9 protein-coding genes and 1 tRNA gene are annotated in these 6,866 nt (G+C 70.8%); 8 read left to right on the top strand and 2 right to left on the bottom strand.

Going from position 1 to position 6,866, the window contains the following annotated elements; translation table 11 throughout:
* Positions 1-92: 92 nt before the first annotated feature.
* Positions 93-168: transfer RNA gene (locus Q1K57_RS15245), tRNA-Glu, on the top strand.
* A 160-nt stretch (positions 169-328) separates the two neighbouring features.
* Positions 329-544 carry a DUF6458 family protein gene (locus Q1K57_RS15240; protein WP_300084183.1) on the top strand — a complete coding sequence of 72 codons (216 nt, stop codon included), beginning with the start codon at positions 329-331 and terminating at the stop codon, positions 542-544.
* A gap of 125 nt (positions 545-669) precedes the next feature.
* On the opposite strand, the gene Q1K57_RS15235 is transcribed toward Q1K57_RS15240, so the two are convergent.
* Positions 670-1,395, bottom strand: a complete 726-nt coding sequence (locus tag Q1K57_RS15235; protein ID WP_300084181.1) for an IclR family transcriptional regulator — start codon at positions 1,393-1,395, stop codon at positions 670-672.
* 79 nt (positions 1,396-1,474) lie between these two features.
* On the opposite strand from Q1K57_RS15235, the gene leuC reads away from it, so the two are divergent.
* Together leuC and leuD are read left to right on the top strand one after the other, a co-directional pair.
* On the top strand, positions 1,475-2,881 hold the full coding sequence (gene leuC / locus Q1K57_RS15230) for a 3-isopropylmalate dehydratase large subunit (RefSeq protein WP_300084179.1): 1,407 nt from the start codon (positions 1,475-1,477) through the stop codon (positions 2,879-2,881).
* A 1-nt stretch (position 2,882) separates the two neighbouring features.
* Complete coding sequence (leuD, locus tag Q1K57_RS15225; protein ID WP_300084177.1) at positions 2,883-3,488, top strand: 3-isopropylmalate dehydratase small subunit; 606 nt, start codon at positions 2,883-2,885, stop codon at positions 3,486-3,488.
* Between the two features lie 10 nt (positions 3,489-3,498).
* Here the strand turns inward: leuD and Q1K57_RS15220 are convergent, their stop codons facing one another.
* Entirely contained in the window at positions 3,499-4,092 is a 594-nt protein-coding gene (locus Q1K57_RS15220) for a PadR family transcriptional regulator (RefSeq protein WP_300084175.1), read from the bottom strand.
* Positions 4,093-4,152: 60 nt separating this feature from the next.
* Between Q1K57_RS15220 and Q1K57_RS15215 the strand changes: the two genes are divergently transcribed.
* The 4 genes from Q1K57_RS15215 to Q1K57_RS15200 form a co-directional block, all read left to right on the top strand.
* Positions 4,153-4,893, top strand: coding sequence for an ABC transporter ATP-binding protein (locus Q1K57_RS15215; RefSeq protein ID WP_300084173.1), 741 nt, complete (start codon positions 4,153-4,155; stop codon positions 4,891-4,893).
* A gap of 27 nt (positions 4,894-4,920) precedes the next feature.
* On the top strand, positions 4,921-5,064 hold the full coding sequence (locus tag Q1K57_RS15210) for a hypothetical protein (RefSeq protein WP_300084171.1): 144 nt from the start codon (positions 4,921-4,923) through the stop codon (positions 5,062-5,064).
* A 6-nt stretch (positions 5,065-5,070) separates the two neighbouring features.
* Positions 5,071-5,643: an ABC transporter ATP-binding protein gene (locus tag Q1K57_RS15205; RefSeq protein WP_366525383.1), complete on the top strand. Its 573-nt coding sequence runs from the start codon at positions 5,071-5,073 to the stop codon at positions 5,641-5,643.
* 156 nt (positions 5,644-5,799) lie between these two features.
* The coding region (locus Q1K57_RS15200) for a hypothetical protein (protein WP_300084169.1) at positions 5,800-6,866 on the top strand (1,067 nt) is incomplete at its 3' end.

Raw genomic sequence — 6,866 nt, 5'->3', positions numbered from 1 at the left:
TCTAGGTTCGAGTCCTAGTACCCCTGCTGGGAGGCGATTTCCGGCAGCCGCTGCGGCTCTGGTAGGGTCTCCCGAGCGTTGAGAAGCGCACTGGCCCCGTTGTGTAGCGGCCTAGCACGCCGCCCTCTCAAGGCGGTAGCGCGGGTTCGAATCCCGTCGGGGCTACCAGTGAGCGAGCCCCTTCCGGACACCGGAGGGGGCTCGTTCCTTTCCCGCCTCCTCGTCGGGGACAACCCGCACGTCTCCCGCACTTCGGCGCGTCAGTGCTAGTCACGGGAGTTTGGTCATGCTTGGATGTGCGGCAGGTCCCTCAACGATTGGAGAACCAGTGCGAACCGGTTTGGGCATCTTCTTGTTGGTCGTCGGCGCGATCCTCACGTTCGCCGTCCGTGACGCCGTCCCGAATGTCGACCTCACCATGGTCGGCTGGATCTGCATGGCTGCGGGCCTCGTCGCCCTCATCCTCGGCCTCATCGGCCACACGCAGGCCACCAACCAGACGCGCACCGAGCGCATCGAACACCACGACGGCCCGGCCGTGTGAGGTTCGCCTCGTCCGCTCCCAACGCAACCAGTACGACCGCAACGCAACGAGGACGCCGCACCTGCGGCGTCCTCGTGGTGTGTGGGGGTCCGACGGTCTCGACCAGCGACAGGTCGACGAGCGCGTCAGCTCTCCGTGCCCGTGCGGCGCAGGACCTCGGAGAGCCGCTCGGCTGCGGCCATGACGGCCGGGGCGTGGAGGCGTCCGGGCTGGCGGGACAGGCGCTCGATGGGACCCGACACGCTCACCGCGGCGATCACCTTGCCGGCGGGCGAACGCACCGGCGCCGACACGGACGCCACGCCCGCCTCGCGCTCGGCGACGGACTGGGCCCAGCCGCGGCGGCGCACGGTCGAGAGGGCGACGGCGGAGAAGCTCGCGTGGGACAGGCCGCGCTGGATGCGCTCGGGATCCTCCCAGGCGAGCAGCACCTGGGCGGCCGAGCCGGCGTTCATCGTGAGTTGCGTGCCGACGGGGATCGTGTCGCGCAGGCCCGAGGGGCGTTCGGCGGCGGCCGCACAGATCCGGAAGTCGCCCTGCCGGCGGAAGAGCTGCGCGGACTCGCCGGTGATGTCGCGCAGCCGCGCCAGGACCGGGCCAGCGGTCGCCAACAGGCGGTCCTCGCCGGCGGCGGCGGCCAGCTCGGTGAGGCGCGGGCCGAGCACGAATCGACCTTGGAGGTCGCGGCTGACGAGGCGGTGGTGCTCCAGCGCCACCGCGAGCCGGTGGGCCGTGGGCCGGGCGAGGCCCGTGGCCGTGACCAGGCCCGCTAGAGTGGTGGGACCCTGCTCCAGCGCCGTGAGCACTTGGGCCGCCTTGTCGAGGACGCCCACCCCGGAAGTACTGTCCATACTCTGATATTGCCGTCTCGCATCTTGACATGCAAGTCGTAGGCTGGATGTTGCCGTTATGGACGAAGGGGAAAGGGCCATGGGGAAGACACTCAGCGACAAGGTCTGGGAGGACCACGTCGTCCGCAGCGCCGCGGGCGAACCGGATCTGCTCTACATCGACCTGCATCTCGTGCACGAGGTGACGAGCCCGCAAGCGTTCGACGGACTCCGCCTCGCCGGGCGCACGGTGCGGCGTCCGGAACTCACCTTGGCCACCGAGGACCACAACACCCCCACCGAGAACATCACCCTGCCGATCGCCGACCCCGTCTCGAAGCTGCAGGTCGACACGCTGCGGAAGAACGCGGCCGAGTTCGGCATCCGGATCCACAGCCTGGGCGACGTGGACCAGGGGGTCGTGCACATCATCGGCCCGCAGTTGGGCGTCACCCAGCCGGGAATGACGATCGTCTGCGGCGACAGCCACACCTCGACGCACGGCGCGTTCGGCGCGCTGGCGTTCGGCATCGGCACGTCCGAGGTCGAGCACGTGCTCGCCACCCAGACGCTCAACCAGGCGCCAGCCAAGCGCATGGCCGTCAACATCAACGGCGACCTGCCCGAGGGCGTCACCCCGAAGGACGTCGTGCTCGCCCTCATCGCCAAGGTCGGTACCGGCGGCGGGCAGGGCTACATCGTCGAGTACCGCGGCAGCACCATCGAGAACATGTCGATGGAGGGCCGCATGACGATCTGCAACATGAGCATCGAGTGGGGCGCGAAGGCGGGCATGATCGCCCCCGACGAGACCACGTTCGCCTACCTCAAGGGACGCCCGCACGCCCCCGAGGGCGCCGACTGGGACGCCGCCGTCGCCTCCTGGCGCACCCTGCGCACCGACGACGACGCGGTCTTCGACGCCGAGGTCGACATCGACGCCGGCAGCCTGACCCCGTTCGTCACCTGGGGCACCAACCCGGGCCAGGGCGTGGGCCTCGGCGACGCCGTCCCGTCCCCCGACGACTTCGACGACCCGGTCGCCAAGTCCGCTGCCGAGCGGGCGCTGGAGTACATGGCGCTCACCGCGGGCACCAAGATGCGCGACATCAAGGTCGACACGGTCTTCCTCGGCTCGTGCACCAACGGCCGCATCGAAGACCTGCGCCTCGCGGCGTCCGTCATCAAGGGCCGCAAGGTGGCCGACGGCGTCCGCATGATGGTGGTGCCCGGCTCGGCCCGCGTCCGTCTGCAGGCGATGGAAGAGGGCCTCGACAAGATCTTCACCGAAGCGGGGGCCGAGTGGCGCGAGGCCGGCTGCTCGATGTGCCTCGGCATGAACCCCGATCAGCTGAAGCCGGGGGAGCGGTCGGCGTCCACGTCGAACCGCAACTTCGAGGGCCGTCAGGGCAAGGGCGGTCGCACGCACCTCGTCAGCCCGCCCGTCGCCGCCGCCACCGCAGTGCGTGGCACTTTGAGCGCGCCGTCCGACCTGGAGGAGAACTGACATGGACGCCTTCACCACCCACACCGGCATCGGCGTGCCGCTGCAGCGCAGCAACGTCGACACCGACCAGATCATCCCCGCCGTCTACCTCAAGCGGGTCACCCGCTCGGGCTTCGAGGACGGCCTGTTTGCCGCCTGGCGCGGCGATCCGGAGTTCGTGCTCAACTCCGAGGCCTACCGCGCGGGCTCGGTGCTCGTCGCGGGTCCGGACTTCGGGACGGGCTCGAGCCGTGAGCATGCCGTCTGGGCGTTGCAGAACTACGGCTTCAAGGTGGTCATCGGCTCGCGGTTCGGCGACATCTTCCGCGGCAACTCGGGCAAGGCCGGCCTGCTCGTCGCTCGCGTTGACCAGGAGGTCGTCGAGAAGCTGTGGGCCTACCTCGTGGCGAGCCCCGGCGCGGAACTGACCGTGTCGCTGGAGGACAAGACGATCACCGCGGGCGCCGACACCTACCCCTTCGAGATCGACGATTACACCCGGCACCGCCTCCTCAACGGCCTCGACGACATCGGCGTCACCCTTCAGCACGCCGACGCCATCGACGCCTACGAGGCGCAGCGCCCGGGCTGGAAGGTCAAGACCCTCCCGGCGAAGGTCGCCAGCTGACCTGACGGGTTCAGGACGCCGTCCGCCGTCGCCCGACTGACGCGTCGTTGACGCGGACGCGGGCCGTCCCGGAGGCTTCGGCCACGAGGGCGTCAGCGGCGGCGTCCACCTGGTCGAGCAGTTGCAGCAGGCCGCGGGTCTGGATCTCGGCGGCCTGGGTGAGCAGACCGTCGTAGGTGGACGCCGCCGACTCGGCTCCCAGCGCGGCCAGGTCGCGGAGTTCTTGGAGCAGGGCCGTGCGGCGGGCGTCCACGATGCGCCGGATGAGCCCGGCGTCGCCGAGGCTGCGGGCGGCGGCGAGCTTGAGGAAGAAGTCGTCGCGGTAGCCGCTGGTGATCTTCACCGGCGCGTCGAACCACGATGCCAGTTCGGTGCGGCCGGTGTCGGTGAGCGTGTAGACGAGCCGGTCGGGCCGGGCCTCCTGCGGTTCGCGGTGGGTCTCGGCGAGGCCGTCGCGAGCGAGGCGCTCGAGCAACTGGTAGAGGTGGCCGATGTTGAGCGTGCCGAAGTGCGGCCCGACGAGCGAGGTGAACTCGCCCTTGAGGTCGTAGCCGTGGCCGGGCCCCTGCACGAGGAGCGCGAGGACTGCGTGGTGAAGCGGCACGCGCACATCTTGGCACGGACATGCTTGCCTAGTCACTAGCTAGTGTGCTTGGGTGGGCGCATGGCGATCGAACTGGTGGGAGTCACGAAGGACTTCACCACACCCCGGCGACGCCACGCGCGCGCCCTCGACGACGTTTTCCTCCAGGTCGTCGAGGCCAGCGCGGTCGCCCTGATGGGGCCGTCGGGCTCCGGCAAGTCGACGCTGCTCCACCTCGTCGGCGGGCTCGACCGGCCGACGGAGGGGCAGGTGCTCGTCGACGGCCGCGACGTCGGCGCGCTCAAGGGCCGCGCCCTGGCCGACCACCGCCGCAGCGTCGGCTTCGTGTTCCAGCGGTTCAACCTCATCGCCTCGCTCACCGTGCTCGACAACGTGCTCGCGCCCACCATCGGCGGCGGGGACGCCCGCGCCGCGCGCCGCCGCGCGCTCGACCTGCTCGAGGTCGTCGGCCTCGCGGCGTGCGCCGGCGTCACCCCGGACGCCCTCTCCGGCGGTGAGCAGCAGCGCGTCGCCCTGGCCCGCGCGCTCGTCAACAGCCCACGCTTCCTGCTCGCCGACGAACCCACGGGTGCGCTCGACACGGCGACCGGCTTCGAGGTCGTCGACCTCATCGGCGGCCTGCGCGAGGCGTTCGGCACCACCGTGCTGCTCGCCACGCACGACTATGCGGTCGCCGCCCGCTGCGAGCGCATCGTGACGCTGCGGGACGGCCGCATCGCGTCCGACCGCACGCTCGGCGCGCCCGCCGAACCCCGCACCACCGCGGAGCGCCTCGGCGCGCTGCGGCCCTTCACCGACTGATCCGTCCCCCGCGCAAGGAGCCGTGACATGAGTGCCGCAGTTGACCTGAACGGCGTCACCAAGACCTACACCCTCGGCGACGGCTCGAAACTCAGAGCGGCCGACGATGTCACCCTCAGGCTCGCGGCCGGCCGGCGGACGGCGCTCGTGGGGGCTTCCGGCTCGGGCTAGTCGACGCTGCTGCACCTCGTGGGCGCGATCGACACCCCGGACGCCGGCACGATCACGGTCGACGGCGAGACCATCACCGGACGCCCCCGGCGCTGGCTCGCCGACTACCGCAGCCGGGTGGGGTTCGTCTTCCAGCAGTTCCACCTGCTGCCCGCCCTCAGCCTGCTCGACAACGTGTGCGCGCCGCTGGTCGGCCGCAAGGTGGAGGGCGACAAGCGCGCCCGCGGCCTCGAACTGCTGGACGCCGTCGGCCTCGGCGATCGCGCCAACGCCCTTCCGTCGCAACTGTCGGGTGGCCAGCAGCAGCGCGTGGCCATCGCGCGGGCCCTCGTGGTGCGCCCCATCCTGTTGCTCGCCGACGAGCCCACCGGGAACCTCGACTCGGCCACGGCCGGTGAGATCCTCGACCTCATCGAGGACCTGCACGCGCGCTACGACACCACCGTCGTCCTGGCCACGCACGACGCCGAAGTCGCCGCGACCTGCGACGAGATCATCCAGATCGCCGATGGCCGGGCCACCCCCGTCGAACGGCTGCGCGTGCAGACGTACATCGCCCGCCGCGCCCAGGACGCGTGAGGGCACCCCCGTGGAGATCATTCGCTACGCCCTGGCCCAGCTCCGCGGCGGCTGGAAGCGCACCCTCGCCGCCTTCCTGGCCGTGTTCACCGCCGTCACCAGCTTCGTGCTCCTCACCGGCAACGCCCTCACCGAACGCTCGAGGTCACCTCGACGGTGGAGGAGAACTTCCGCGGCTCCTACGACGTGCTCGTGCGCCCGGCCGGGTCGACGAGCGCGTTCGAGCAGTCCGAGGGCCTCGTGCGGCAGGCGGTCACGTCGTCCACGTACGGCGGCATCAGCTTCGAGCAGCTGGCCGCCATCCGCGCGATCCCCGGCGTCGAGGTCGCTGCACCCCTGGCCACGGTGGGCTACGTGATGATGAACGCAACAACGACCGTCGACGTGAGCAGCGCCCTCAGCGGCACCGACCGTCGCCTCGGCTTCTACACGATCACCGCGATCAGCCGGAACGGCCACGTGCGGAAGACGTCGGTCGAGGGGTACGTGTTCACGACCGCCCACTGGGGACAACGCGAGAACGCGCCGGGCCCGCTCGACATCGAGGGCGACACGATCCGGCGTGCCTGCACCGAGACCGCGGTCACGTTCGAGGTGGGCGTGATCTGGGAGCCACGCTGCGGGCCGATGGCCGGGTCGATGGCCGATGAGTTCGGTGTGGTGACGCAGGTCGACCCCACGGTCAACCACGAGGTGGTGGACGTGCGCCTCGCCTACCCGCTGCTGATCACAGCCATCGACCCGGCGGCCGAGAACGCCCTGACCGGACTGGACGCGGCCGTGCTCGAAGGACGTGCCCTGACGGCCGAGGACGCGGCGCGCTCCGGGCCGGACAACTGGGACTGGCCCCGCGTGCCCGCCCTGCTCGCTGCCCAGCAGCCCGCCGATTTCACGTTCGAGGTCGCAGCCAAGGGGGTGTCGCCCGCCCTGGTGGATCCCTTCCTCGCCGAGACCACCGACGGGCCACGCCGGGCGCTCGTGGTCGACGCGCCGGCAACCGGATCGTTCACCACCACCGTGGCTGCATCCGAGCTCTACGAGAGGATGATCGCCGGGCGGCCACTCGGACCCTTGGCCGCGAGCGGCGACATGGACCAGTTGCCGAGCGAGTCCCTCGTCCGGGCGAGCGACACGACGATGATCGTCACGGACGGTGTCCTGCATCCCCAAACCCGGGAACTGGACCCGCGCATCTGGGCCCGGGGAAGCAGCGGCTTCGACAG

This window comes from Propioniciclava sp. (genome assembly GCF_029977985.1).
Taxonomy (GTDB): Bacteria; Actinomycetota; Actinomycetes; order Propionibacteriales; family Propionibacteriaceae; genus Propioniciclava.
Note: the sequence above shows the minus strand (reverse complement) of the source record. Positions and strands in the feature narration are given on the sequence as shown.